Genomic DNA, 26,274 nt, shown 5'->3' on the forward strand with positions numbered 1-26,274 from the left:
GTGAGATCCGCCTCACGTGCTCAGCGGCCGAGTCGGGCGAGGACCGGGCGCAGCAGCCCGTCGAGCTCCCGCACGCGGCACAGTCTGAGGGCGCCGAGATAGGCCACGCCCATCGCGGTGCCGCCGACGGCGAGGGTCACGACCGCGGTGAGCTGGTTGGCCCAGGGGAACCCGCCCGGGTCGTAGCCGCCGAGCAGGTGCAGGACCACGGCGCCCACGGCCCCGGCGAGCAGGGACGCGGCGAGGATCCGCACGTGGGAGTTCAGGACGTGGGCGACGTCGTAGTCGCCGATCCGGCGGACGAGCACCCGGTGGTAGAGGAGCGTGCTGAGCACGTTCTGCGCCGCGTAGCAGCCGGCGACCGCGAAGACGATGTGCTCGGGGGGCACGAACGCCCAGATCGCCGCGGCGCAGGCCACGGTGAACACGGCCACCCCGATCTGGACCAGGAACGGCGTGCGGGCGTCCTCCTGGGCGTAGAACGCCCGGCCGAGCATGAAGGAGGTCGACATGAACGGCGCGCCGATCGCGATGACGGTGACGACCTGGCCCACGACCGCGCCCGCGGAGGCCACGCCGCCGCTGAAGAGCATGCCGATCGGGCCCGCGTAGACGATCAGCGCGACGGTCGCGAAGACCGTGGCCACCCCGGTGATGCGCAGGCTCGAGGACAGGGAGGCGACCATGCCGGCCCGGTCCCCGTCGGTCGAGGCGGCGGCCATCCGGTTGAACAGCACCGTGGCGATGGACAGCCCGATCACCCCGTGGGGCAGCGAGTAGAGCATCGAGGCGTGGTTGAGGGCGGTCACGCCGGCGATCTGCTGGGGCGGGTCCATCGCGAGGTACTGCGCCCGGGCGCCCGTGGGGATCGCCGCGACCTTGGTCAGGGCCAGGAACGCGAGGTTGGCGATGAGCCCGGTGGCCAGCGTCCAGCCGCCCAGCCGCGCGGCGGTGGAGAGGCCGATCCCGCGCCAGCCGAAGCGCGGGCGCAGCCCCAGTCCGAGGCGCCTCAGCGGCAGGAACAGGACGAGGGCCTGCAGGGCCACGCCCAGGGTCGCGGTGGCGGCCAGCCACCAGGTCTTGGCGGGCGTCCAGTCCTCGAGGGTGTGCGGGTCCTGCGCGTACGCCCCGAACTGCTGGATGAACACCAGCAGGGCGGCGATCGCCACGACGTTGTTGAGCACCGGCGCCCACATGTAGGCGCCGAACGCCCCCTTGGCGTTGAGCACCTGGCCGACCACGGTGTAGAGGCCGTAGAAGAAGATCTGCGGGAACGTGAACAGGGCGAACGTGGTCCCCAGGGCGATCTGGCCGTCGGTCCAGCCGGAGCCCATGGTCCGGATGATGGGCCCGGCCAGCACCACCACCACGGCGGCCACGCCCAGCAGGGCGAGCACGGCGAGGGTCAGCAGCCGGGAGATGTAGTCGGCCCCGGCGTCGTCGTTCCGGGAGGCCTTGATGATCTGGGGGACGAGCACCGCGTTGAAGATGCCGCCGGCCACGAGGACGTAGATGAGGTTGGGCAGCTGGTTGGCGAGCTCGAAGACGTCCGCGATCGTGGTGATGGAGCCGACGGCCACGGTGAGCAGGATGGTCCTGACGAAGCCCAGGGCGCGGGAGACCAGCGTGCCGGAGGCCATGATGGCGCTGGAGGCCGCCCCCGAGCGTCGTGCCGGGGCGGCCGCGGCGCCCCCGGCGGTCTCAGAGCTGGTGGATGATGTATTCACGTGCGATGTCCGCGATGCGCCGTTCGTTGGGGAAGGACAGCTTCCGGCCCAGGTCGTCGATGTTCACCCAGGCGACGTCCACGGCCTCGTGGTCGGGGTCGTTGTCCGTGGTCAGGTGCCCGCCCGTGGCGCGCAGCAGGAAGTGGTGGACCGTCTTGTGCACGCGGTGGCCGGAGACCGTGAACCAGTAGTCGATGCTGCCCAGCGGGCTCAGGACCTCCCCGGCGATCCCGGTCTCCTCCTCGATCTCGCGGATCGCGGCTTCCTCGTTGGTCTCCTCGTTCTCCGGGTGGCCCTTGGGCAGGCACCACTCGAGGCGTCCGCCCCGGTTGATCCGGGCGATGATGGCCACCGGGTGGGAGGGTGTGCCGAGGTCGACGACGATCCCGCCGGCGGAGACTTCCTCGACCGTGGGCAGCGCGGCGGCCGGTGCGGTCGGCCGCTTCTTCGGTGCGCTGGGTACGGGGAAAGCCATGTCTCCTACCTTAGCCACAATCTTCCGGGCTCCCGTGGGGGCGCCTGGACGCTCCCCGGACGCGCTCCCGCGGCGGCCGGCGCCCCGGGCCCGGCGCCCCGGTCTGGAAGAATGGGCGCCACCATGACCCAGCTGCTCGATCCCTCCGCGATCCACCCTGCCGCCCTCGACCTGGGGCGGCAGTTCGCCGCCGCCGGCCACGACCTCTCCCTCGTGGGGGGGCCCGTGCGCGACCTCTTCCTCGACCGCCCCGCCCTGGACCTCGACTTCACGACCGACGCGACCCCGGACCAGACCCTCGCCGCCGTGAAGGGGTGGGCGGACGCGGTGTGGGAGATCGGCCGGGACTTCGGCACCATCGGGATGCGCAAGGGCGACGTCCAGCTCGAGGTGACCACCTACCGGGCGGAGGCCTACGACGCCGACTCCCGCAAGCCGGTCGTGGCGTTCGGCGACTCCCTCGAGGACGACCTGTTCCGCCGGGACTTCACGATCAACGCGATGGCCCTGCGGCTGCCCTCCCTGGAGCTGGTGGACCCCCACGGGGGGATCAGGGACCTGCACGCGCGCGTGCTGCGCACCCCCGGGACGCCGGAGGACTCCTTCTCCGACGACCCCCTGCGGATGATGCGGGCCGCGCGCTTCGCCGCCCAGCTCGACGTCGAGGTGGCGCCCGAGGTGCAGGCCGCCATGACGGACATGGCCGGCCGGATCGGGATCGTCTCCGCCGAGCGGGTGCGCGACGAGCTCGTGAAGCTGGTCTGCGGGCGCCGCCCCCGGCGGGGCGTGGACCTGCTCGTGGCCACCGGGCTGGCCGGGATCGTGCTGCCGGAGGTCCCGGCGCTGCAGCTCGAGGTCGACGAGCACCACCGGCACAAGGACGTCTACCAGCACTCCCTGACCGTCCTGGAGCAGGCCGCCGCCCTCGAGACGGGCGCCGACGGGCCCGTGCCGGGCCCGGACTTCGCCCTGCGCTTCGCCGCGCTGATGCACGACGTCGGCAAGCCGGCGACCCGGCGCTTCGAGGACTCGGGGGCCGTGAGCTTCCGCCACCACGAGGCCGTGGGCGCCAAGCTCACGGCCCGGCGGATGCGGGCCCTGCGCTTCGACAACGACACGATCAAGACGGTCAGCCGGCTCGTGGAGCTGCACATGCGCTTCTACGGCTACGGGGACGCCGGCTGGACCGACTCCGCCGTGCGCCGCTACGTGCGGGACGCCGGGCCCGTCCTGGAGCGCCTCCACCGGCTGACCCGGGCGGACGTCACGTCCCGCAACAAGCGCAAGGTGGCCCGGCTGGCCGCCGCCTACGACGACCTCGAGCAGCGGATCGCGGAGCTGTCGGAGCAGGAGGAGCTCGCCGCCGTGCGCCCCGAGCTGGACGGCCAGCAGATCATGGCCGTCCTCGGCGTCCCGCCGGGGCCCGTCGTCGGCCGGGCGTACAAGTTCCTCCTGGACCTGCGCCTGGACGAGGGGGAGCTGGGCCCGGCGGAGGCCGAACGACGGCTGCGGGCGTGGGCCGCGGAGACGCTGTGAGCGTCCGCCTCGGCACGGCCCCGGCGGAGCCGGCCCCGGCGGGGGAGCACCCCGGCCGGAGGCCCGGGTCCGCCCCCGTGCGGGGGCTCGGCCCGTGGGTGCTCGCCGGGTTCGCCCTCCACACGGCGCTGCTGGCGTACGTCGTCAAGCTCCCGTGCCGCCTGACGTCCTGGGATCCCCCGGGCACGTTCCAGACCCTGTGCTACTCCGACCTCCCCACCCTGTATGCCTCCACGGGCATGGCCGAGGGACGGTTCCCCTACCTGGATCCCGGGGCGCTGCTGGAGTACCCGGTGCTGCAGACGGTCGTGGCCTCCGCCACGGGCGTCGTGGCGCACGCCCTGTCCGGCACGGCCAGTGAAAATGCTTCGCAGGGAATATATTTTGACGTCAATGCGCTGCTCCTCGCCGGCGTGTGGGTGGCCGTCGTGCTCGTCCTCGGCCGGATGCTGGGGCGCCCGGGGCCGGCCGTCCTCGCCGCCCTCGCCCCCGCCGTCGTGGTGACCGGGTTCGTCAACTGGGACCTGTGGCCCGTCCTGTGCACCGTCCTCGCCCTGCTCGCCCTCCGCCGCTCCCGGTGGCTGGTGGGCGGGGCGCTGCTGGGCGTCGGCACGGCCTTCAAGCTCTTCCCCTTCCTGGTCCTCGGCGCGCTGATCGTCCTGGCGCTCCGGCGCCGCGAGGCCGGTCCGGCGCTGCTCGCCGCCGCCGGTGCGGCCGGGGCGTGGGCGGCCGTCAACGTCCCGGCCGCCCTGGCCGACCCGGTGCAGTGGGGCTACTTCTGGCGCTTCAGCCAGGACCGCGGAGCCGGCTTCTCGTCCGTGTGGCACTGGTGGAACGGGGTGGCCGTGCCGCGGCTCGGCGCGCAGCCGCTGTCCGCGGAGCAGATCAACGTCCTCGCCCTCGGCGCCTTCGCCCTGGCGTGCGCGCTGGTCCTCGTGCTGGGTCTGGTCGCGCGGGAGGAGCCACGGCTGGAGCAGCTGGCGTTCCTGGTGCTCGCCGCGTTCGTGCTGACCAACAAGGTGTACTCGCCGCAGTTCGTGCTCTGGCTCGTGCCCCTGGTCCTGCTGGCCCGCCCCCGCACCGTGGAGTTCGTCGTGTGGCAGGTGGTCGAGGTGTTCCACTGGGCCGCCGTGTTCAGCTGGCTCGGCCGGGCCTCGGCCGGGCTGCCGGGGACGGAGGCGGCCGAGGACGTCTACTTCCTGGCGGTGGCCCTGCACACGCTCGCGGTGGGGTATCTGGTGGTGCGGGTCGCGGCGGACGTCCTGCACGGACGACGGGAGACACGATGACCCTCCAGGCGATCCGGACGCGGGGCGGCAGCGCGCTGCTGCTCGGAGGACTGGTCCTGTACGCGGTGGCGATGGCGTGGCTGCTGCGGCTGCCCTGCCGGGTGGCGGACGGGACCGCGCGCTTCCCCGGGCTGTGCGCCGCCCCGCCCGCCCCCGCCGCCGGGGGAGGGCTCCTCACCGGGGGTCCCGCGGGGGAGGCGCCGGCGCTCGTCGGGATGGTCACCACGGTCGTCGGCTGGTTCACCACCAACCTCTGCGCGCTGCTCGGCCTGGACGCGGAGCAGGGCGTGCTCGCGCAGCTGCCCGTGCTGCTGCTGGTCCTCGTGTGGGCCGCCACGGTCGGGGCCGTGCTGCGCTCCACCGGACGGCGGACGGAGGCGCTGGTCATGGCGGTGGCCCCCGCCGTGCTGCTCGCCGGCTTCGGCACCTGGGACCTGTGGGCCGTGCTGTTCATGACGCTGGCGCTGCTCAGCCACGACCGCGGCCACGGTGCGGCGGCGGGCGTGCTCCTGGGCCTCGGCGCCTCCGTGGCCCTGTTCCCCGTGGCCGTGCTCCTCGCCGTCCTGCTCCTGGCGGCCCGCCACCGGCAGTTCCGGGACTTCCTGCGGGTGCTCCTGGGCGCCGTGCTCACCTGGGCGCTGATCAACGGCCCCTCCGTCCTCACGGCGTGGGAGCGCTGGACGGCCGGCCTCGCCGCGATGGCGCAGCGGCCCGTCGAGGAGTCCTCGCTCTGGGGGACGTGGTCCCGGACCGCCTCGGCGGTGACCGGGGCGCCCCCCGCCCCGGCGGGAGAGCACGTGCTGCCCGCCCTCGCCCTGGGTCTCGTGGCGGCGCTCGTGCTCACGCTCGTGGCCCGCCAGGAGCCGGACGCGGCGCAGGTGGCCTTCCTGGTCCTGGCCGTATTCGTGCTCCTGGGCCCCCGGTACTCGCTGGTCCAGGTGCTGTGGCTGACGCCCCTCGTGGTCCTCTCGCGGCAGCGCTGGCCGGAGTTCGCGGCCTGGCAGCTCGTCGAGCTGCTGCACTGGGTGCTCCGCGCCCCGCCCGAGCAGACGTGGCCGGCGCTCGCGGGGGCCGTCCCGGGTGCGCAGGACCTTCTCGGCGTGCTGCGCGTGCTGATCCTGGCCTGTCTCGTGGTGGTGGTGGCGGTCGACGTCCTGCGCGGGCGCGGGATCGGCGCCGGCCGGTGACGGGCCGCCACGGCTCGCGGACCCGGCGGCGCCGGGCGGTCCCGCCCCTCCCGTAGGGTCGGAGACGGCCGGATACGACGAGTGCTCGGGAGGAGCGCCGGTGATCGAGATCGAGAACCTGACCAAGACCTACGGTGACAGGACGGCGGTGGACGACGTCAGCTTCACCGTGCGGCCCGGCCGGGTCACGGGGTTCCTCGGGCCCAACGGGGCGGGGAAGTCGACCACGATGCGCCTCGTCGTCGGCCTGGAGTCCGCCACCCGCGGGCACACCCGCGTCAACGGCCGGCCGTACGCCGAGCACCGCGCGCCGCTGGCGGAGGTCGGCGTCCTGCTCGACGCGAAGGCCGTCCACCCCAAGCGCACCGCGCGCGCGCACCTCGGCGCGCTCGCCGCGACCCACGGCATCCCCCGGTCCCGCGTGCAGGAGGTCGTCGACCTCACCGGCCTCGGGGCCGCCGCCGACAAGCGGGTCGGCGGCTACTCCCTCGGCATGGGCCAGCGGCTCGGGATCGCGGCGGCCCTGCTCGGCGACCCGCAGACCGTCATCCTCGACGAGCCCGTCAACGGGCTCGACCCCGAGGGGGTCGTGTGGGTCCGCCACCTCGCCCGCCACCTCGCCGGGGAGGGCCGCACGGTCTTCCTCTCCTCCCACCTCATGTCCGAGATGGCCCAGACCGCCGACCACCTCGTCGTCATCGGCCGGGGCCGGATCCTCGCGGACGCCCCCATCGACCGGATCCTCGCCGGGGGCCGCACCCGCACCCGTGTGCGCACGACCGACCGCGACGGCCTGCGCCTCGCCCTGCGCGGCGCGGGGGCGGAGATCGCGCCGTTCGACGCCGACGGCGCCGTCGTCACCGGGCCCGAGCCGCGGCGCATCGCCGAGGCCGCCCTGGCCGCCGGGGTGCTGCTCTACGAGCTCACCCCCCTGACGGAGACCCTCGAGGACGTGTACATGGCCATGACGCAGAACGAGGTGGAGTACCGCTCCGGGGCCGGCGCCGGGCCCGCCCCGGCCGACCCCGCGCCCTGGGCGCGCACCGCCGCACCGAACGGAGACCGAGCATGAGCACCAGCACGCCGACCGCCCACCGCCCGGAGGCCCCCGTCCCCGTCCCCGGCCCCGCCGGGCCGGGCCGGGCCCCGGCGCGGCCCCGGCTGAGCTTCGGGGGCGTCCTGGGCTCCGAGTGGATCAAGTTCCGCTCGCTGCGCTCGCACTGGATCCTGCTGGGCGTGTCCCTGGTCCTCACCCTGGGCTTCGCCGCCCTCGGGGCGTGGAGCACCCTGACGGTCATCGACATGAACGAGCAGGCGGCCCGGGACGCGGTCGAGCAGAGCCTCGACGGCCGCTCCCCGGAGGAGCTGGGGCTCACCGAGGAGCAGGTCCAGCAGCGCCAGGACGAGCTGGTCGCCCAGTCCGAGCGGGACATGGCCGAGGCCTCCGAGCTGAGCCTGCCCGACGGCATGGGCTTCGGCGAGTACCTGGCGATGGCCAGCGCCAACGGCGGGCTGGAGCTGGTCGTGCTCCTCGTGGGCGCGCTCGCCGTGCTGACGATCGGCTCGGAGTACTCCACCGGGTCGATCCGGACCACCATGACCGCGGTGCCGCGGCGCACGCCCGTGCTGGTCGCGAAGGCCCTGGTGCTCTCCGGGGTGACCTTCCTCTTCGGCGTGCTCGGCGCCTTCCTGTGCCACCTGCTCGTGCAGCCGATCCTCGCCGCCGAGGACCTCGGCTACGACGTGTGGCGCGAGGCCGTGCTGCTCAACGTCCTGGCGGTGGGCCTCTTCTACATGATCACGGCGTGGCTGGGCTTCGGCCTCGGGGCTCTGCTGAAGTCCACGGTGGCCGGGGTCGTGGTGCTGGTGGTGGTCCTGTTCGTGCTGCGCATCGTGCTGTTCGCCCTCAACTTCGAGTGGCTGGACGACGTCAAGCCCTACGCGCCGGCGGAGGCCGGCCTCGGCCTGACCACGATGTACCAGGCGTCGGACGCCGTGCTCGACCACGTCCAGTCCGGGCTGGTCTACGGCGCGTGGGGCCTCCTGCTCGTGCTCGCCGGCGTGCTCGTCACCCGGAGGCGCGCCCTCTAGCGGTCCTCCCGGCGGTGGACCGGCCCCGGCCCTACGATGGGCTGGCGGACCGGCGCGCGGTGCCGCCGGGCCCGCGCGGGCCCGCCGACGGGACGGACCGGGGGGAGCTGCTGTGCCGGTGCCACCGGGGCGGGCCATCACGGGGAACCTCACCCCCGAGGAGTCCCGCAGGCTGCGCCGGAGCCTGCAGCGCTGGCTCGTGGTGGTCGTCGTGCTGGTCGCCGCGCTCACCTCGGTCGTCAACTGGGTCTTCGTGGACCGCGAGCCCCAGGACCCGGTGGAGACCTGGCTGGAGGGCCTCCAGGCCGGGCGTTCGCGGCAGCTGCTGTCCCGGGCGGAGGCCGTCGTGGCGGACCCGGCCCTGGGCGTCTTCTCCAACCGCGTCTACCGCGGCGCCGCCGGGCGGCTCGGCGGCCACGAGGTCCTGGCGGTGGACCAGCAGGGCACCCGGGCCGAGGTCTCGGCGCGCGTGTGGTGGGACGACCCCGGCGGCGGGCGCCGCGAGGAGGTCCACCGCTACCGGGTGCACCAGGTGCGCCTGACGGGGCCCTTCAACGACCAGTGGGAGCTCGACTCGCTGGACGCCGCGCCCCTGGCCGTGCACCTGCCGGCCCCCCTGGACGAGCTGTCCGTCAACGGGGAGAGCGTCGACCTCGACGCCGGGGACCGCGAGCCCGACCCCCGCGGACCCGGGGGGACGTGGCGCTTCGAGGCGCTCCCGGGGGAGTACGCGATCGGCCTGCCGGGGGACTCGTACTACGAGGTGGCCGATCCCCTGGCGCCCGTGACCATGGCGTTCCGCGACCCGCGGCCGGCCGCTGTGGAGCTGCGCCCGGCCCCGTCGCCGCGGATGTGGCAGGAGACCGAGGACCGGATCCGCGCCTGGCTCGAGGAGTGCATGGCGGCGGAGGAGCTGGCCCCCGAGCGGTGCCCCTCCTCCCGGCGCTCCACCGGCACGGAGCCCACCGGCACGGAGCCCACCGACGTCGAGTGGCGGCTGCTCTCGCGGCCGGCCCTGGTGCTCACCGCGGATCCCGGGGACCCCCTGCGCTGGAACGCCGGCCGGCACCGACCGGCCGTGGCCCGGCTCAGCTACCGGGAGAACGGCGAGCGCGTCGTGGAGCGGGTCGAGTTCCCCGTCCGCGCCACCGTGCGCTCCACGGGAGGCAGCGCCGAGATCAGCGTGGGACCGCCGGCGGCCGAAGGCTGAGCCCACCGCCTCCGGATCACCGGGCGGCGGCGCCGAGCGGCTGCGCCCGCTCGCCGTCCGCCCCCGGCCGGGCCCTCGCCCGGCGGGCCCACCGGCGCTCGGCGGCGCCCAGCAGGCGCTGGGACAGGGCCCAGTAGGCCACGCCCGCGGCGAGCGAGGCGGCCACGGCCAGGGCGGGGCTGACGGGGACGAGGCCGGGATAGACCAGCCAGTGGGTGAGGTAGATGCACAGGGACGCGCCGGCCAGCCGACCCGTCAGCCGCCGCAGGCCGGCGGGCACGGGGAGGACCGGCACCCACAGGAGCAGCAGGACGCCGGCGGCCACGGTGGCCTCCCGCGCCGTGCTGTCGAAGTAGCCGGGGACGCTGAGCAGGGTCACGGCCGACACGGCGCACCGCTGCAGCACCGTCCGCGAGCGCGCGGCCGCCCAGCCGAGGGCGAAGAGCCAGAACACCGGCGCGGGCTTGGGCAGGCCCGGGTCCACGAGGTCGTAGCGGCTGAGCAGCCCGACGAGGGTCAGCGCCAGGGGGAAGGCCCACGGGAGACGCCGCTCGGCGCGGTCCGCCCAGGGCACGGCCATGAGCGCCGTCACGGCGACGAGGACGTAGACGAGCATCTCGACGAACCAGAAGTGCCACTGGGACGTCAGCTCCTGCGGGCCCACCATGCCGTTGAGCAGCACGACGTTGGCGAGGGTGTAGTCGTCGGTGAGCAGGTGCGCGAGGCCGATGAACGCCACGGAGGGCACCACGACCCGCCCGAGGCTGCGCAGCTGGCGGCGCAGCCTCGGGCGCCGCGGCCCGGAAAGCTGGAAGCGGGCGAAGTTGTACCCGGCCACCGCGAAGAGCACGTGCGCGGTGTGCCAGGTGAAGAGCCCGGCGTGGGTGCTCACGATGCACACGATCGCCACGGCCCGCAGCACGATGCTGGTCTCGAGGAACGCGGCGAGGCGCCGCGGGCGGCGGGCGGGCCGGGGCGCCAGGTCGCGGACGGGGGTGAGGTGCCAGTCCGCGGGCAGGTGCCCGAGGGCCTGCTCCAGCCGCACGGACGCCGCCACGTAGGACAGCGAGTCCCCGTCGAGCGAGACGAACGTGGAGTCGTCGTCGACGTCGGGCCGGTCGAGCACCTCGGCGAAGATCCGCCTGACGTCCTCGGGGCCCTCGGCCGGGCCCTGCCGGGGTGCCGGGGCGGCGGGGGGCGCCGGGGTGAGCGCGAGCACGCCCGGGTAGTCGATCTTGCCGGTGGCCAGGCGCGGCAGGGCGTCGACGGCGTGCACCTGCAGCGCCGCCCGCGGCAGGCCGATGCTCTCGGCCACCGTCTTGAGCAGCAGGCCGGTCTCGTGCTCGCCCTCGACGGCCACGACCAGGCGGTCGTCCGAGCCGGCGGCGGCCGCGGTCACGCCGAGGTCGGCGAGGAGCCGCTCGACCTGTCCGAGGTCGATGCGCAGGCCCACGATCTTGACGAACCGGCTGCGCCGCCCGACGACCTCGTAGAGACCGCTGGGGTGCTGCCGGGCGAGGTCGCCGGTGCGCAGCTCCTCGATCTCCCGTCCGGCGGCGAGGTCGGCGGGGCTCCGGGCGTAGCCGAGCATGACGTTGGGGCCGGAGTAGACCAGCTCGCCGTCCGCCGATCCCTCCACCGGGTCGATGCGGAAGGCGCCGCCGGGCACCGGCACGCCGATGGTCCCGGGGTGGGCCGCGGCCAGGTCCGGGGGCAGGTAGGCCATCCGGGCGGTGGCCTCGGTCGCCCCGTACATCACGAAGAGCTCCCAGCCGCGCCGTCCGCCGAGCTCGGCCCAGCGGCGCACCTTCTCGGGGCCCAGCCGGCCGCCGGCCTGGGTGACGTAGCGCAGGTGCGGGAGGTCCATGTCCGCGAAGCCCACGCGCTCGAGCAGCTCGAAGGTGTAGGGCACGGCCGCGAAGGACGTCGCGCGGTGCTCCCGGAACAGCTCCCAGAAGCAGGGGTCGACGACGGAGAGGTCCGTCAGGACCAGCCCCGCCCCGCGCAGCAGGTGGCTGTTGACCACCGACAGCCCGTAGCAGTAGTGCATCGGCAGCGTGGTGGCGGCGCGGTCCTCGGGGCCGATGCCCAGGTACCGGGCGATGGCCTCCGCGTTGGACTGGAGGTTCTCGGGGGAGAGCCGCACGAGCTTGGGCGAGCCGGTGGAGCCGGACGTGCTCAGCAGCAGGGCGAGGTCGGGGTGCAGGTCGTGGCGGGTGCCGGGCCGACGCTCCTCCAGCACGGGGGCCCCGGCCCCGGAGCGCACGACGACGTCAGGGTCGTAGGCCGCCACGAGCGAGTCCAGGGCGGCCGGCTTGTCCGCGGGGACCAGCAGCAGCGGGTGCCCGGCGGACAGGGCCGCGAGGTAGGCGACGAGGGAGTCGAGGTCGTTGGCCGCGGCCAGCACCACCAGGCGGCGCTCCGTGCCGAGGCGCTCGGCGACGTCGTCCACGCGCCGGGCCAGTTCCCGGTAGCTCAGGACCAGGTCGTCGGTCAGGACGGCGGACCGGTCCCCGTGGCGGGCGAGCTCCGCGGCGAAGGAGACGCGCGCGAGGTCGGGTTGCGTGGTCACTGCGCCACCATAGAGGAATCCATTAGCTCAGGAAAGTCTTCCCTAATTCGTGCGACATGGGAGAAGATCAGCCGGACGCGCCCGTGGCGGCCGCCGGCGGGGAGGTGACCGCCGTGTCGCCGATGAGCAGCGTCGGGGTGGTGCCCGCCGCCACCGTCACCGTCACCGCGGTGCCGACGGGAAGGCGCACGTTGTGGGGCTGCCAGGAGCGCAGCGTGCGGCCGGAGGCCAGCCGCACGTGGTGGAGCACGAACGCGCCGTGGTACTCCACCGCGGACACCCGGGCCGTGGCGCCGGGGTCGGGGTCCAGGGCCACCTCGTGGGGCCGGAGCACCACGTCGACGTCCACGTCGCTGCCGCCCCAGCCCGGGACCGTGGAGACGACCCCGATCTCGCAGGTCAGCAGGGCGCGGTGGACGTGCGCCGGGAGGAAGTCCGCGTCGCCCATGAAGGAGGCGACGAACCGCGTGGCCGGCTGCTCGAAGACCTTCTCCGGCACGTCGGCCTGCTCGATGACGCCGTCGCGCATGACGACGACGCGGTGGCCCACGGACAGCGCCTCGGTCTGGTCGTGGGTGACCAGCACCCCGGTGGTCCCCGTCTCCCGCAGGGTCGCGACGGTGTCCCGGCGCACCTGCGCCCGGAGCGACTCGTCCAGGCTGGAGAACGGCTCGTCCAGGAGCACGACGGCCGGGCGGGGGGCCAGCGCGCGGGCCAGGGCCACGCGCTGCTGCTCGCCCCCGGAGAGCTCGTGGGGATAGCGGCCGGCGAGGTGGCCCAGCCGCACGAGGTCCAGGACCTCGCCCACCCGGGCCCGGCGGGCGGCGCGGGGGAGCCCGTCGAGGCCGAACGCCACGTTCTTCGCCACCGTCAGGTGCGGGAAGAGGGCGTGGTCCTGGAACACCAGCCCCACCCGGCGCCGCTCCGGTTCCTGGAAGCGGCGCCCGTCCGCCACCACCTCCCCGGCGATGCGGATGGTCCCCTCGTCGGGGCGCTCGAGGCCGGCGATGAGCCGCAGCGTCGTCGACTTGCCGCAGCCGGAGGGGCCGATCAGCGTCACCAGCTCCCCGGGCCCGGCCGTCAGCTCCAGCGCGCTCGCCCCGACCACGGCGCCGTAGCGCTTGGTGACCCGGTCCAGGACCAGCGCGGGCGGGGTGCCGTCCGCTCGGGGGGCGCGCCGCGCGCTCGCCGCCTGCACGCTCATCGGCCCGCCTTCCCGGGCAGGTCGGCCGCACGGGCCTGGCGGACGAGGAAGAACACGGGCACCACCGCGGCGGCGACGATCACGAGCGCGGGCAGGGCGGCCTTCTCCCAGAAGTTCTCGCGGGCGAGCTCGTAGACCCACACGGAGACCGTGGTGAACCCGAAGGGGCGCAGCAGCAGCACGATGGGCAGCTCCTTCACCGCGTCGATCAGCACGAGCACCAGGGCCACCGCCGCTCCCGGCCGGACCAGCGGGAGGTGCACCCGGGCCAGGATCCGGAGGGGTCCGGCGCCGAGGCTCAGCGCCGACCAGGTCAGGGTGGGGGAGATCTTGGCGAAGCTCGCGTCCACCGCCTGGTAGGCCGGTGCGAGGAAGCGCACCACGTAGGCGTAGAGGATGCCGAGCACCGACCCGGTCACGAGCAGGCCCGTCCCCCCGGGGACGCCGGCCCGTTCGAGCAGGGCGTCGAGGCCGGCGAAGGCGATGAGCACGCCGATCCCCACCACGGCCCCCGGGACGGCGTAGCCGAAGGTCGTCAGCTGCGCGGCGGACGTCACGAGGCGGCCACCGCCCATCCGCACCCCGTGCCCGATCGCGAGGGAGAGCGCCGCGCACGCCGCGGCGGCGACCGCGGCGACCACCGCGCTGTTGACGAGGTACTGGACGAACCGGGGGTCCGCGAGGGAGGCGGGGTCGCCGACCGCCTCGCCGACGGCCCACACGAGCAGCTGGAGGACGGGGACCAGGAAGCCGGCGGCCAGGGCCGCGGCGCCGAGCAGGGTCGCCCCCCACCCACGCCACCCCGTGAGCCGCTGCGGCTGCAGCCCCTGGCCGCGCCCGCCCCTCTGGTGGAACCGCGCCCGGCCCCGGAAGGCGCGCTCGCCGGCCAGCACGGCGACGGCGAAGAGCAGCACGAGCACGGCCAGCTGGGTGGCGGAGTGGAAGTCGAAGGTGCCCTTCCAGACCAGGTAGACGCCCACGGAGACCGTGTTCACGTTGAAGTACTGCACCGTGGCGAAGTCGGTGAGCGTCTCCATCATCACCAGGGACAGCCCTGCTGCCAGCGAGGGCCGGGCCAGCGGCAGCAGCACGCGCCGCAGCGCGCGGGTCCGGCCGGCGCCCAGCGTGCGCGCCGCGTCGTAGGTGCCCGCCGCCTGCTCGACCAGCGCGGCCCGCGCCAGGAGGTAGACGTAGGGGTACAGCGTCAGGGACAGGACCAGGATCGCCCCGGGCAGGGACCGCACCTCGGGGACCCACACGTCGGCGCCGAGCGCGGCGCGCAGGCCCGACTGCACCGGTCCGGCGACGTCGAAGACGGACAGGAACACGAAGCCGAGGATGTACGCGGGCATGGCCAGGGGCAGGACCAGCAACCACACCAGCGCGTCCCGCAGGGGGAAGCGGTAGGCCGTGACCAGCCACGCCAGCCCCCCGCCCACCACGAGCGTGCCGGCGCCGACGCCGAGCATCAGCACCAGCGTGGTGAGCACCATCTGCCCGATCCCGCGCGGCAGCCCACCCTCGCCCAGGCTGCCGAGGCCGTCGACGACCACCGCGAGCACGGGCGTCGCGACGAGCACGGCCGCGAGGACGACGAGGGCCGACCACGCCGGGCGGCCGGTGCCGGGGGCCCGGCGCGGCCGGCGTGGTCGGGGCCGCGGATCGGCGAGGACCGCGGCCTCGCTCACCGGTATCCGGCCTCGGCCAGCAGGTCGATGGCCTCGGCGTTGAGATCGCCGTACGCCTGGGCGTTCAGCGGCATCCGCTGGAACTCGCCGAACTGCGCGATCGTGGGTTCGGGGGTCACCGAGGGGTTCACCGGGAACTCGTGGTTCGCGTCGACGAAGGCGTTCTGGCCGTCGGTGGCCAGCCACTCGACGAGCCGCTGGGCGTCCTCGGCGTTGTCGGAGCCGGCGACCACGCCGGCCCCGGAGATGTTGACGTGCGTGCCGGCGCCGTCCTGGCTGGCCCAGAAGAGGTCGACGTTCAGCTCGGGGTCCTCCGCGAGCTTGCGGGCGAGGTAGTAGTGGTTGTTGATCCCCACGTCGCAGGTGCCCGCGTCGATCGCCTCGAGCAGCAGCATGTCGTTGCTCATGATCTGCACGTCGTTGGCGACCCAGCCCTCGACGATCTCGAGGGCCCGCTCCCGCCCGTGCAGGTCGATCAGGCTCGCCACGAGGGACTGGGTGTAGGAGGAGGTGGCGTCGCGCATGCACAGCCGGCCCTTCCACTGCGGATCGGCCAGACCGGCGTAGGTGTCCTGGGTGTCGAACGCGGCGGTGTCGACGTTGTCCGGGTTGTAGGTCACCGTGCGGGCGCGCATCGCCAGGCCGTACCACCGTCCCTCGGCGTCGCGCAGGTCCTCCGGCACGGCCTCCTCGAGAGCCGCCGAGGTCACCGGCGCCAGCTCGTCCTGCCGGGCGGCGTTCCAGAGGTTGCCCGCGTCGACGGTCATGAACACGTCCGCCGGGGTGTCGTCGCCCTCGGCCTTGAGCCGCTCGAGGAGCTCGGCGTCGTCACCGCTGATGAACTCCACGGTCACCCCGGTCTCCTCGGTGAACTGCCCGAAGGCGCCCTCGAGGTCGTAGTGCCGGGCGGAGTAGATCTGCAGGTCCGCGGGCTCCTGGCCCGCGCCGAGCACCCCGCAGCCGGAGACCGTGGCTGCCAGGGCCGTGAGGGCTCCGGTGGTGGCGAACAGGTGACGACGGCGCATTCGGGCCTCTCCTCACGCACGGCGATCGGGGACCGCACGGTGATCATTTGACAAGAAAAGCGTAGCCTAATTGCCGGGGGCGACGAGTCGTGCCCGGGCCGTGCTCCGTCGCCGCGCCGGGGGTCGTGCCCGCGCCCCCCGGGAGGCCCGCGCCGTCCGGCGCCGCGGCCGGAAGCCCTACCAGGAGCAGCCATGCCGGAAGAGTCCCCGATCACCGCCCGCAACGCCCCCGACCGCCGACGCTACGAGCTCGTGGACGCCGGCGCGGTCGTCGCCCAGTGCGACTACCTGCCGTTCGGCACCGCCGCCGGGCCGCAGCGGATCCTCCACCACACCACCGTGGACGAGTCCTACGGAGGGCAGGGCCTGGGCGGGCGGCTGGCCCGCTTCGCCGTGGAGGGCACCATCGACGCCGGACTGCAGATCGTGCCCGTGTGCCCGTTCATCAAGGCGTGGCTGGGCCGGCACCCCGAGTACGACGCCCACGTGGCGCCGGTGCGCCCCGAACACCTCGCGGCGGTGCCCCCGGGGTCCGGGCGCCCGGAATAGCGCCGCGGCGGGCGTCGTTGGAACCGGTGCGGGCGTTCCCCCGGGACCGTCCCCTTCCGATCTCCCTCCGTTCCCCGTCCGTTCCGAAAGGACCTGCGTGGCCCCCGAGCCCGAGTACTACCGTCCCGTCCCCCTCCAGGGCGACCCCGCCCGCGCCGGGCACTCCGGCGCGCCCTACGGGTTCCCGCCCGGGCGCGGCGGGTACGGCCCGCCGGTGCCCCCGCGGCCCGTGGTGAACCTGGTGGGCGGGAAGTCGGTGCTGCTGGCCTACGTCCTGTGGTTCCTCCTGGGCTGGCTGGGGGCGCACAAGTTCTACCTGCGCCAGCCGATCTGGGGCCTGGTCTACCTGGTCCTGGGAGGCCTCGGGTGGTCCCTGGCCGGGATCGGCGTGGGCTTCCTCTTCCTCGTCCCCTGGTCCCTGCTGATGCTCGTGGACGTCATCACCATGCCGTTCCGCACGGCGCTCGTGAACGCGTCCATCGCCCGCAGCGCCTACCGGTACTGAGCGCCCCGCCCGGTCCGTTGGGCCGGGCACCCCGGATGTAGTAGTGTTGGAAAGTCTGTGTGCCCGCCGCCCGACGTGCGGTGCCGGCGCGCGGACGACGCACAGAACCTCCTGCTGCGGAAGGACCGCAGCCGCTCAGCCCGAAGGAGGTGGGTTCGAACATGCGTGAATACGAACTGATGGTGATCATCAACCCCGAGGTCGAGGACCGCGCCGTGGAGCCGACTCTCAAGAAGTTCCTCGAGGTCGTCACCAAGGACAACGGCACCGTCGACACCGTCGACATCTGGGGCCGCCGTCGCCTCGCCTACGAGATCCAGAAGAAGTCCGAGGGCATCTACGCGGTGGTCCGCTTCACCGCGACCCCGCAGACCGCCCAGGAGCTCGACCGCGTCCTGAACCTCAACGAGGCCATCATGCGCACCAAGATCATCCGCCCGGAAGAGCAGAAGATCTCCGCCGAGTAAGGACTTCACAGCGCACGCCGCGGGTACCCGTCCGGGTGCGCCGGTGAGATGCTGAGAATCCCCAGCACGTCCTGTACGACCGCGAACTTTTCTGACCCGGGAGGTCCACATGGCTGGTGACACCGTCATCACCGTAATCGGCAACCTGACCGCTGACCCCGAGCTGCGCTTCACCCCGTCGGGTGCGGCCGTGGCCAACTTCACCGTTGCGTCCACGCCCCGCACCTTCGACCGCCAGTCCAACGAGTGGAAGGACGGGGAGACCCTGTTCCTGCGCTGCTCCGTGTGGCGCGAGGCGGCCGAGAACGTGGCGGAGTCCCTGCAGAAGGGCATGCGCGTCATCGTCCAGGGTCGGCTCAAGTCGCGCTCGTACGAGACCAAGGAAGGCGAGCGGCGCACCGTCACGGAGCTCGACGTCGACGAGGTCGGTCCCTCCCTGCGCTACGCGTCCGCCAAGGTCAACCGCAACGCCCGCTCCGGCGGGCAGGGCGGCGGCTTCGGCGGCGGCGGGCAGGGCGGCAGCTTCGGCGGCGGTGCCCCGCAGGGCGGCGGCGGATTCGGGGGCGACTCCGGCTTCGGCGGCGGCCAGCAGGGCGGCGGCTTCGGCCAGGGCGGTCGCGGCGGTGCCCGCCCGGCCGCGGCGCCGCAGGCAGCGCCCCAGAGCGACCCCTGGAGCCAGTCCTCCGGCGGGAACTACGACTGGGGCGGCGGCCAGGACGACGAACCGCCGTTCTAGGCCTTCCCTCTTCCACCACAACATCCCATCCCGCGGTGACAAGCCGCGGGCTCCACTTGAAGAACAAGGAGCACCACGATGGCCAAGGCTGAGCTTCGCAAGCCCAAACCAAAGCAGAACCCGCTCAAGGCGGCCAAAGTCACCGAGATCGACTACAAGGACGTTGCGCTGCTGCGCAAGTTCATCTCTGACCGCGGCAAGATCCGTGCCCGCCGTGTCACCGGTGTGACCGTGCAGGAGCAGCGCAAGATCGCCCTGGCGATCAAGAACGCCCGCGAGGTCGCGCTGCTGCCCTACTCCGGCGCCGGCCGCTGATCAGAGAGGACAGATACTCATGGCAAAGATCATCCTGACGACCGAGGTCACCGGCCTCGGCGCAGCCGGTGACGTGGTCGAGGTCAAGAACGGGTACGCCCGCAACTACCTCTTCCCGCGCGGCTTCGCCACCCCGTGGACCCGCGGCGGCGAGAAGCAGATCGAGAGCATCAAGGCCGCCCGTGCGGCCCGCGAGGTCGCCTCGTTCGAGGACGCCCAGGCCCTGGCCCAGAAGCTGACCTCCGCGACGGTGACCATCCCGGTCAAGGCCGGCGCCGAGGGCCGTCTCTTCGGCACCGTCAAGGCCGAGGACGTCGCCCACGCCGTCGAGGCCGCCGGCCTCGGCTCGGTGGACAAGCGCAAGGTCGAGCTGACCCAGCACATCAAGACCACCGGTGTGTACCAGGCCTCCGTGCGCCTGCACGAGGACGTCAACGCGAACGTCGAGTTCGAGGTCGTCCCCGCCTGATCGGCCCTGCCGAGACGACGAGGCCCCCGCGGTGCGCCGCGGGGGCCTCTTCCGTGTCCGGGAACGGGCCGGCGGGGGCGGAGGGCCTCCACGACGACGTCGAGCACGGTCTCGCCGGTGCGGACCTCCTCGGCGCGCTGCAGGTCCAGGTCCTTGCCCTCCAGCACGGCCACCGTCTGCGCGAGCGTGGGACGGGGCACGGTGGGGGGCGGGCCCTGGACGCTGCCGGGGGCGTGGGTGATCCACAGCAACCGGCCGCCGGGCACGAGCCACTCGGCGGCCCGGCGCAGCAGCGAGAGGTCGTGCTGGAAGTACGCGGCCACGACCAGGTCGAAGCGCTCGGGAACGACGGCCGGGCCTGCCGCCTGCTCCTGCGCCGGGCTCCAGGTGCGCAGGTCGGCCACCAGGGCCCGGCCCGGCAGTCCGCGCTCGGCCAAGGCCTCGGTGACGATCCGCACGGCGGTGGGGGAGAAGTCCACGGCCGTGGGGTCGTGGCCGGCGAGCGCGAGCGCCAAGGTGTGACGGCCGGCGCCCGCGCCCAGGTCCAGGGCCGCCGGGGTCCGTCCGACGCGCTCACCGGCGAGGCGGTCCAGGAGGGCGGCGACCTCCGGGTGCGGCCGGGTGCCGTCCGGGGAGCTCGCCCCGGAGGCGTAGCGGTCCTCCCACATCGCCTGCGTCTCGTCCACGGGTCCTCCTGGGCCGGTCGTTCAGGACCCCGTCAGGAAGCGCCGGGGCGTCGTCGAGAGCCCCGGGGGACAATGGGCTCATGCCGTCCCCGCTCGCCCGTGTCACCCCGTCCGCCCTGCTCCTCGCAGGCCTGGCCTGCCTGCTCTTCACGGTACTGGCTTTCGTCGTCGCCTTCGTGGGCGGCAACGCGGGCGGCGCGCAGACGGCCATGACCGTCTTCGTCGTGGGCCTGGTGGCGTCCGCGGTGGCCGCGTCCGTGACGGCGCTGGTGGCGATCGCCGGGATGATCGCCTTCCCCTCCCACCGGGGGCGCAACGTGGTGCTGCTCGTCCTGGCGGTCCTGTGCAACCCGCTGCTGTGGCTGGCGCTGCTCGCGTCGGTGACCTGAGCCCGCCCGCCCGACCGCCCTGTCCCGCTCGCGGGAGGCTCTGCGCCCACGCCTGTGCTGTGGATGACACAAGAGGGCCACGGCGGGCTCCTGCACAGGGTGTGCATCCACATCGCCCCTTGTCAAAGCCGAGATCATGAGGGCTTGTGGAGAACTTTCCACAGAGTTTCCCCCAGCCTGTGCACAGTCGTCCACGGCGTTTTCCACCGGTTGTCCACAGGCGTGGACCGACGGTGTGGACGGGGTGCTCTGCGAGACCACCGGGCACCAGGACGGGACCCCGGGCGTCACGCGCGCCGGGCCCCGGAGCGTCGCGCTACGCTCGGAGGACCCGGTGGATGTGCGGCCCCCGTGCGGCGCCGCACTCCCGGGTGGCGGCGCCCGGAAGGAGCGGCGAATGGCTCGACCGACGCGCGTGGCGCTGGCCCTGGGCAGCGGCGGCGCCCGCGGCTACGCGCACATCGGCGTGCTCCAGGTGCTGCAGGAGCGGGGCTACGAGATCGGCACGGTCGCGGGCAGCTCGATGGGCGCCCTCGTGGGGGGCGTGTACGCCGCCGGGCGCCTCGAGGACTACACCGCGTGGGCGCTGTCCCTGACGCAGCGGGACGTGTTCCGGCTGCTGGACCCCTCGCCCTCGGCGCCCGGGGTGATCCGTGCGGAGAAGATCATGGCCAAGGTCCGCGAGCTGCTCGACGGCGTCCTCATCGAGGAGCTGCCCGTTCCCTTCACCGCGGTCGCCACCGACCTGCTCGCGCGCAAGGAGGTGTGGTTCCAGGAGGGCCCGGTGGACGCCGCCATCCGGGCGTCGATCGCCCTGCCGAGCATCATCACCCCGGTGATGATCAACGGCCGGCTGCTCGCCGACGGCGGGATCATGAACCCCGTGCCCATCGCCGCGACCGTCGCCACCCACACGGACGTGACCGTCGCCGTCTCGCTCTCCGGCGAGCAGCCCCTGACCGAGGGTCGGGTGCCCACCCAGGAGACGGCGGCGCCGCGGCCCGCGGAGGAGTGGGCGGAACGGTTCCGGCGCAGCGCCAACGTGGTCCTGGACCGGGAGCTGGCCCGCAGCTTCCTCGACCGGGTGGCCGAGACCCGCGGCCGCGGCGGGACCCGGGGATCCCGGCCGGCGGCGGACGCCCCGCTCCCGCAGCTCCCGGCCCAGAAGCCCCCCGAGGAGCTGCTCGAGGAGGCCTTCGGCACGCTGCCGCCGGGGCTGCGCACCCTCGACGTCATGCAGCTGTCCCTCGAGGTGCTGCAGAGCATGGTCCTGCGCTACCGGCTGGCCGGCTACCCGCCGGACCTGCTCATCACGATCCCCAAGCGCTCGGGACGGCTCCTGGACTTCCACCGGGCCGCGGAGCTCGTCGAACTCGGCCGCCGGCGGGCCGAGGAGGCGCTGGAGCGCGCCGACGAGTTCCCGCCCGCGCGGCCGGGGACGGCTCCCGGGACCTGACCCGCCCCGTCCGGCCCGCTCACCGCTCCCGCAGCACCGCCTCCACCGTGCGCGCAAGGTCCAGCAGCACGGCGTCGGAGCGCGGCACCCCGGCGAGCTCCAGACCCACGGGCAGGCCCTCGGCGGTGCGGCCCGCCGGGATGCTGATGCCCGGGGTGCCGAGCACCCCGGCCAGGTCGGCGTGGCCGGTGACGGTCGCGGACGTGGGCGCGCGGCGGCCGGCGAGCTCCCCGCTCCCGTCGTCGCCCACGGTCCGGGCCGTCAGGGGGGACGCAGGATGCACCAGCGCCGTGACCCCCGCTGCCTCCAGCGCCCCGGTGTACAGGCGCAGGGCGGAGCGGCGGTCCTCCAGGGCGGTCCGGTAGTCGTCGACGGCGGCGCGGAAGACCTCGGCCAGTCCCCACAGGCGCCGCACGGCCGGGCTGGTGAGGCCGTCCCGGACCGCGGCGAGGGTGTGGCCGGTGCCGGCGTCGTGCAGGTACGACTCCAGGTCCGGCAGGAACTCGTGCAGGGCGATGGCCATGCCGGCCGGCGCCGCGAGCTCGTGGGCTCCCCGGAGGTCCACGTCCACGAGCTCCGCCCCCGCCGCCTCGAGCGCTCGCAGGGCCGCGCCGAAGACCGTGTCGACGCCCGGCTCGAGGTCCCGCGTGAACAGCCCGGGAACCCCCAGCCGCACGCCGCGCAGCGCGCCACCGCCCTCGTCGTCGAGCTCGATCCGCCGCGCGGGGGGAGACCCGCGGGGATGCTCCCCGGCCAGCAGGGCGTCGAGGAGGACGACGACGTCCACGGTCCGCGCCATGGGCCCGGCCGTGTCCCGGGAGTGAGCGAGCGGCAGCAGCCCCGACGCCGGGTAGCGCCCCAGCGTGGGCCGGAACCCCACGATCCCGCAGAGCGCGGCGGGCACGCGCGCGCCGCCCCCGGTGTCAGCGGCGACCGCAGCCGGGGCCAAGCCCACCGCCACGGCCACGGCCGACCCGCTGCCGGCGCCCAGGGCGGGGTCCGCCGGGTGGCGGACTGGGCCGGAGGAGCCGTTCCCGGCGGTGCTGCCGAGGGACAGCTCGTGCAGGGTGGTCTTCACGGAAAACAGGGCCCCGGCCTCCCGCAGACGGTCCACCACGGGGGCGTCGCGGTCCACGACGTTGTGCTCGAGCGCCCGGGTGCCGCCCGTGGTGGGGAAGCCGGCGACGTCCACGACGTCCGTGACCGCCAGCGGGATCCCGGTGAGCGGGCCCTCGGTCTCGTGCCGGTCCAGGGCGTGGGCACAGGCCCGGGCGAGCTCGGGATCGGCGCTGAGCACCGCGCCCAGCCGCTCGGCCACCGGCAGCCGCTCCAGCAGGGCCTCGAGGTGCTCCACGTGGCTGATCCGCCCCGCCACGAGCTCCCGCCGCGTGGTCCGGATGTCCCACGAGCAGGGTCCGCTGAGGCCTGTGTCGAGAGTCATGGCTCATCGTGCCCACGGAGGACGGGGAGCGGCAAGCGGTGTCCGCGACCGGTGCGAGAATGGAGGGGCTGCCCGGTCGGTGGGGCGGCGTCGTCGTAGTTGTGCGTGCCCGTGCCCCCGCACGGTGCGCGGGGGAGAGGTGTACACGTGTCGGAGCACTCGTCCGGGAACGACCGGGAGTTCGGGCGGACCCCGCCGCAGGACAACGTGGCGGAGCAGTCCGTGCTCGGCGGGATGATGCTGTCCAAGGACGCGATCGCGGACGTGGTCGAGGTGCTGCGCGGCGTGGACTTCTACAAGCCGGCGCACGAGTCCATCTACGAGGCGATCATCTCCCTCTACGGCCGGGGCGAGCCGGCCGACGCCATCACGGTGTCCGACGAGCTGACCAAGCGCGGCGAGATCGAGCGGGTCGGCGGCCCGGCCTACCTGCACACCCTCATCTCCTCGGTGCCCACCGCGGCCAACGCCGGGTTCTACGCGGAGATCGTGCGCGAGCGCGGCGTGCTTCGCCGTCTCGTGGAGGCCGGGACCAAGATCGTGCAGCTGGGCTACAGCGCCGACGGCGAGGTCGACGACATCGTCAACGAGGCGCAGGCCGAGATCTACCAGGTGGCCGAGCGGCGCTCCTCCGAGGACTACACGGTGCTCAAGGAGGTCGTCGAGGCCACGGTCGACGAGATCGAGGCCGCCGGCACCCAGGGCGAGGGCATGCGCGGCGTGCCCACCGGGTTCATCGAGCTCGACGAACTGACCCAGGGCTTCCAGGGCGGTCAGATGATCGTCATCGCGGCGCGCCCGGCGATGGGCAAGGCGCTCGCGCTCGACACCGCTGTCCCCACGCCCACGGGATGGACCACCATGGGTGAGATCCAGGTGGGCGACGAGGTCATCGCCGCGGACGGCACCCCGTCCCGTGTGGTGGCGGCGACCGAGGTCATAATCGAGCGGCCGTGCTATCGCGTGACCTTCGACGACGGCTCCGAGATCGTCGCGGACGAGCAGCACCAATGGCTCACCGCCACCGCCGACTCATCCGCCGTGCGCACGACCGAGGAGATCCTGGTATCCATGCTGGGGGGCGAGGAGCACGTCGTCGCCAATGCCCCCGCCATTGAGCACCCTGACGCCGATTACGAGCCAGCAGGGCGGCGCAGGGTTACCGCGATCGACCCGATCGAGTCGGTGCCCGTGCGATGCATCGAGGTCGACCACCCGTCACACCTGTACCTGGCAGGTCCGACGTTCATCCCGACGCACAACTCGACCCTGGCCCTCGACGTGGCGCGGTCCGCGGCGATCAAGCACAACATGACCACGGTCATCTTCTCCCTGGAAATGAGCCGCAACGAGATCGCCATGCGCCTGCTCTCCGCGGAGGCCACCCTCAACATGCAGGATCTGCGCAAGGGGCGCCTGCAGGACGAGCAGTGGGCCAAGATCGCGACCACGATGGGCAAGATGGACTCCGCGCCGCTGTTCATCGACGACTCCCCGAACATGTCCCTCATGGAGATCCGGGCGAAGTGCCGCCGGCTCAAGCAGAAGCACGACCTCAAGCTCGTGGTCCTCGACTACCTGCAGCTGATGAGCTCCGGCAAGAAGGTCGAGTCCCGCCAGCAGGAGGTCTCGGAGTTCTCCCGTGCCCTGAAGCTGCTGGCCAAGGAGCTCGAGGTCCCCGTCATCGCCCTGTCGCAGCTGAACCGTGGCTCGGAGCAGCGCCAGGACAAGAAGCCGATGGTGTCGGACCTGCGCGAGTCGGGCTGTCTCACCGCGGACACACGGATCCTCCGCTCGGACACCGGCGCCGAGGTCACCATGGGCGAGCTGTTCGAGTCCGGAGCGAAGGACGTCCCGGTGTGGTCACTGGGCGACGACATGCGCTATGCCGAGCGTACGCTGACCCACGTCTTTTCCACCGGGGTCAAGCCGGTCTACCGCCTCACCCTGGCATCCGGGAAGACGATCCGGGCGACGGCGAACCACCCGTTCTTCACCTACCGCGGCTGGAAGCCGCTGGGCGAGCTGTCGGTGGGAGACCGGCTCGGCGTTCCGCGGCACACCGACGGTCCGACGCGACGGACGGAGTGGGACGATGCGCAGGTCATCATGCTGGCGCACCTCCTGGGGGACGGATCCTTCGTGAAGGGTCAGCCATTGCGCTATGCATCCGTGGACGAGGACAACCTCAAGACCGTCACCAAGGCCGCAAAGTTCTTCGGTATCACGGCCGAGCGGGATGAGTACGCGGTGGCGCGGTGTACTTCCTTGCGCCTGCCTGCGCCGTTCCACCTCACGCACGGCAAGCGGAACCCCATCGCCGAGTGGTTGGACGACCAGGGTCTCTTCGGCTGCCGAAGCCACGAGAAGTTCGTACCGCAGTCGGTGTTCGCTCTGTCGAAAAGGCAGATCGCCCTTTTCCTCCACCACATCTGGGCTACTGACGGATCGGTCACGACCAACAAGGACCAGAACGGTGGACGCATCTATTTCGCCTCGACGTCTCGCCGTATGCTCGACGACCTCAGCCGGCTGTTGCTTCGTTTCGGCATTTCTGCGCGCATCCGCCCGACGACGCCCAAGGCGCAGTACCGCCCTGGCTACACGCTCGACATCTCCGGTGCGGAGGACCAGCTTCGATTCCTTCGAGAGATCGGAGTGCACGGCGACCGGGCGATCAACTGTGCCAAGTTGCTGGGCATTCTGGAGACGAAGACCGGGAATCCCAACGTCGACACGGTTCCTACCGACGTCTGGACAGACGTGAAGGGCATCCTGAAGGACAAGGGCATCACGCATCGCGACTTCCAGGCGTCCATGGGAAGTGAGTACTGCGGAAGTGCGTACTACAAGGCGGCGCCCTCGCGCCAACGTCTGGCGCGTATCGCGGCCACCCTTGAATCGGCAGAGCTCGAACTCATGGCGGTCAACGACCTCCTGTGGGACAGCGTGGCGTCCATCGAGCACGAGAGCGAAGAGGAAGTGTTCGACGCCACGGTGCTCGGCAGTCACAACTTCATCGCCAACGGCATCACCGTCCACAACTCGATCGAGCAGGACGCCGACATGGTCATCCTGCTGCACCGCGACGACGTCTACGACAAGGAGTCGCCGCGCGCGGGCGAGGCCGACGTGATCGTGGCGAAGCACCGCAACGGTCCCACCAAGACGATCGTGGTGGCGTTCCAGGGCCACTACTCCCGCTTCGCGAACATGGCGCACGAAGGGCTCTAAGCTGCAACCACAGCGCCAAAGGG

22 protein-coding genes and 1 pseudogene are annotated in these 26,274 nt (G+C 73.3%); 15 read left to right on the top strand and 8 right to left on the bottom strand.

Annotated elements, in window-relative coordinates; genetic code table 11:
* Positions 1-20 precede the first annotated feature (20 nt).
* Positions 21-1,640 carry a murein biosynthesis integral membrane protein MurJ gene (gene murJ / locus ACYSMR_RS09275; protein ID WP_309124908.1) on the bottom strand — a complete coding sequence of 540 codons (1,620 nt, stop codon included), beginning with the start codon at positions 1,638-1,640 and terminating at the stop codon, positions 21-23.
* Between the two features lie 61 nt (positions 1,641-1,701).
* A complete protein-coding gene (locus ACYSMR_RS09280) occupies positions 1,702-2,202 on the bottom strand; it encodes an NUDIX domain-containing protein (RefSeq protein WP_251333693.1) in 501 nt (166 codons plus the stop codon).
* Positions 2,203-2,325: 123 nt separating this feature from the next.
* Here ACYSMR_RS09280 and ACYSMR_RS09285 point away from each other — a divergent pair, with 123 nt between their 5' ends.
* The 6 genes from ACYSMR_RS09285 to ACYSMR_RS09310 all read left to right on the top strand — a co-directional run bounded on the left by ACYSMR_RS09285 (position 2,326) and on the right by ACYSMR_RS09310 (position 9,515).
* Positions 2,326-3,738 carry a CCA tRNA nucleotidyltransferase gene (locus ACYSMR_RS09285; protein ID WP_461744748.1) on the top strand — a complete coding sequence of 471 codons (1,413 nt, stop codon included), beginning with the start codon at positions 2,326-2,328 and terminating at the stop codon, positions 3,736-3,738.
* Positions 3,735-5,027, top strand: coding sequence for a glycosyltransferase family 87 protein (locus ACYSMR_RS09290; protein WP_461744750.1), 1,293 nt, complete (start codon positions 3,735-3,737; stop codon positions 5,025-5,027). Before ACYSMR_RS09285 ends, ACYSMR_RS09290 begins: the two co-directional genes overlap by 4 nt.
* Complete coding sequence (locus ACYSMR_RS09295; RefSeq protein WP_461744752.1) at positions 5,024-6,214, top strand: glycosyltransferase 87 family protein; 1,191 nt, start codon at positions 5,024-5,026, stop codon at positions 6,212-6,214. Before ACYSMR_RS09290 ends, ACYSMR_RS09295 begins: the two co-directional genes overlap by 4 nt.
* 100 nt (positions 6,215-6,314) lie before the next feature.
* Positions 6,315-7,286 (top strand): ATP-binding cassette domain-containing protein, encoded by a 972-nt coding sequence (locus ACYSMR_RS09300; RefSeq protein ID WP_461744754.1) that lies wholly within the window; start codon positions 6,315-6,317, stop codon positions 7,284-7,286.
* The gene (locus ACYSMR_RS09305; RefSeq protein ID WP_461744756.1) at positions 7,283-8,305 is read left to right on the top strand and encodes an ABC transporter permease subunit; all 1,023 of its coding nucleotides are present in this window, start codon (positions 7,283-7,285) and stop codon (positions 8,303-8,305) included. Before ACYSMR_RS09300 ends, ACYSMR_RS09305 begins: the two co-directional genes overlap by 4 nt.
* A gap of 112 nt (positions 8,306-8,417) precedes the next feature.
* Positions 8,418-9,515: a hypothetical protein gene (locus tag ACYSMR_RS09310; protein ID WP_461744758.1), complete on the top strand. Its 1,098-nt coding sequence runs from the start codon at positions 8,418-8,420 to the stop codon at positions 9,513-9,515.
* A gap of 16 nt (positions 9,516-9,531) precedes the next feature.
* Here the strand turns inward: ACYSMR_RS09310 and ACYSMR_RS09315 are convergent, their stop codons facing one another.
* The 4 genes from ACYSMR_RS09315 to ACYSMR_RS09330 form a co-directional block, all read right to left on the bottom strand.
* The gene (locus ACYSMR_RS09315; RefSeq protein WP_461744760.1) at positions 9,532-12,087 is read right to left on the bottom strand and encodes an AMP-binding protein; all 2,556 of its coding nucleotides are present in this window, start codon (positions 12,085-12,087) and stop codon (positions 9,532-9,534) included.
* 67 nt (positions 12,088-12,154) lie between these two features.
* Positions 12,155-13,291, bottom strand: coding sequence for an ABC transporter ATP-binding protein (locus ACYSMR_RS09320; RefSeq protein ID WP_461744762.1), 1,137 nt, complete (start codon positions 13,289-13,291; stop codon positions 12,155-12,157).
* Complete coding sequence (locus tag ACYSMR_RS09325; protein ID WP_461744764.1) at positions 13,288-14,979, bottom strand: ABC transporter permease; 1,692 nt, start codon at positions 14,977-14,979, stop codon at positions 13,288-13,290. The genes ACYSMR_RS09320 and ACYSMR_RS09325 overlap by 4 nt, the downstream gene beginning before the upstream one ends.
* Positions 14,976-16,004, bottom strand: a complete 1,029-nt coding sequence (locus ACYSMR_RS09330) for an extracellular solute-binding protein (RefSeq protein ID WP_251333703.1) — start codon at positions 16,002-16,004, stop codon at positions 14,976-14,978. Before ACYSMR_RS09330 ends, ACYSMR_RS09325 begins: the two co-directional genes overlap by 4 nt.
* A gap of 192 nt (positions 16,005-16,196) precedes the next feature.
* Here ACYSMR_RS09330 and ACYSMR_RS09335 point away from each other — a divergent pair, with 192 nt between their 5' ends.
* The 6 genes from ACYSMR_RS09335 (at position 16,197) to rplI (ending at position 19,045) form a co-directional block, all read left to right on the top strand.
* The gene (locus tag ACYSMR_RS09335) at positions 16,197-16,553 is read left to right on the top strand and encodes a GNAT family N-acetyltransferase (protein ID WP_461744767.1); all 357 of its coding nucleotides are present in this window, start codon (positions 16,197-16,199) and stop codon (positions 16,551-16,553) included.
* A 97-nt stretch (positions 16,554-16,650) separates the two neighbouring features.
* Positions 16,651-17,058, top strand: a complete 408-nt coding sequence (locus ACYSMR_RS09340; protein ID WP_251333705.1) for a TM2 domain-containing protein — start codon at positions 16,651-16,653, stop codon at positions 17,056-17,058.
* Positions 17,059-17,219: 161 nt separating this feature from the next.
* Positions 17,220-17,525, top strand: coding sequence for a 30S ribosomal protein S6 (gene rpsF, locus ACYSMR_RS09345; protein ID WP_251333706.1), 306 nt, complete (start codon positions 17,220-17,222; stop codon positions 17,523-17,525).
* 109 nt (positions 17,526-17,634) lie between these two features.
* Positions 17,635-18,261, top strand: coding sequence for a single-stranded DNA-binding protein (locus ACYSMR_RS09350; protein ID WP_461744770.1), 627 nt, complete (start codon positions 17,635-17,637; stop codon positions 18,259-18,261).
* A 78-nt stretch (positions 18,262-18,339) separates the two neighbouring features.
* Positions 18,340-18,576, top strand: coding sequence for a 30S ribosomal protein S18 (gene rpsR, locus ACYSMR_RS09355; protein WP_017835048.1), 237 nt, complete (start codon positions 18,340-18,342; stop codon positions 18,574-18,576).
* A gap of 19 nt (positions 18,577-18,595) precedes the next feature.
* Positions 18,596-19,045, top strand: coding sequence for a 50S ribosomal protein L9 (gene rplI, locus ACYSMR_RS09360; RefSeq protein WP_461744772.1), 450 nt, complete (start codon positions 18,596-18,598; stop codon positions 19,043-19,045).
* A 305-nt stretch (positions 19,046-19,350) separates the two neighbouring features.
* On the opposite strand, the pseudogene ACYSMR_RS09365 reads toward rplI, so the two are convergent.
* Positions 19,351-19,713: pseudogene (locus ACYSMR_RS09365) on the bottom strand (methyltransferase domain-containing protein); the annotation flags it as partial.
* A 98-nt stretch (positions 19,714-19,811) separates the two neighbouring features.
* Between ACYSMR_RS09365 and ACYSMR_RS09370 the strand changes: the two are divergent.
* Entirely contained in the window at positions 19,812-20,120 is a 309-nt protein-coding gene (locus tag ACYSMR_RS09370; RefSeq protein ID WP_461744774.1) for a hypothetical protein, read from the top strand.
* Between the two features lie 397 nt (positions 20,121-20,517).
* Complete coding sequence (locus tag ACYSMR_RS09375; RefSeq protein WP_461744776.1) at positions 20,518-21,576, top strand: patatin-like phospholipase family protein; 1,059 nt, start codon at positions 20,518-20,520, stop codon at positions 21,574-21,576.
* Between the two features lie 19 nt (positions 21,577-21,595).
* On the opposite strand, the gene ACYSMR_RS09380 is transcribed toward ACYSMR_RS09375, so the two are convergent.
* Complete coding sequence (locus ACYSMR_RS09380) at positions 21,596-23,017, bottom strand: amidase family protein (protein ID WP_461744778.1); 1,422 nt, start codon at positions 23,015-23,017, stop codon at positions 21,596-21,598.
* 147 nt (positions 23,018-23,164) lie between these two features.
* Here ACYSMR_RS09380 and ACYSMR_RS09385 point away from each other — a divergent pair, with 147 nt between their 5' ends.
* A complete protein-coding gene (locus ACYSMR_RS09385; protein ID WP_461744780.1) occupies positions 23,165-26,251 on the top strand; it encodes a replicative DNA helicase in 3,087 nt (1,028 codons plus the stop codon).
* Positions 26,252-26,274 lie beyond the last annotated feature (23 nt).

This window comes from Kocuria sp. U4B, from assembly GCF_054875615.1.